1 protein-coding gene is annotated in these 311 nt (G+C 64.0%); it reads left to right on the forward strand.

Going from position 1 to position 311, the window contains the following annotated elements:
- Window positions 1-311, forward strand: a 311-nt coding sequence (locus tag EN852_RS38410) for a GGDEF domain-containing protein (protein ID WP_135879876.1), incomplete at both ends; no start/stop codon positions are given.

The raw sequence follows: 311 nt of genomic DNA on the forward strand, positions 1-311 counted from the left end.
CTCATCGTCGACGTCGACCACTTCAAGTCGATCAACGACCGCCTCGGCCATGATTGCGGCGACCAGGCGCTCAAGCTGATCGCGCAGGCGATCAAGGGCCAGCTGCGCGGCGGCGATATCGTCGGACGCATCGGCGACGAGGAGTTCGGCGTATTCCTTCCCGGTGTCGACCCCTCGCAATCCTGGCTGGTTGCCGAAAGCATCCGCCGACGGATACGCGAAATGGACTTTTCCCCGGGCGGCCGCTCCTGTCCGCTTTCCGTCAGCATAGGCGGTACCAGCTTCAGCGGGCCGACCACCTACGAGGCAAT

Source organism: Mesorhizobium sp. M2E.F.Ca.ET.209.01.1.1, assembly GCF_004010375.2.
Classification (GTDB): domain Bacteria; phylum Pseudomonadota; class Alphaproteobacteria; order Rhizobiales; family Rhizobiaceae; genus Mesorhizobium.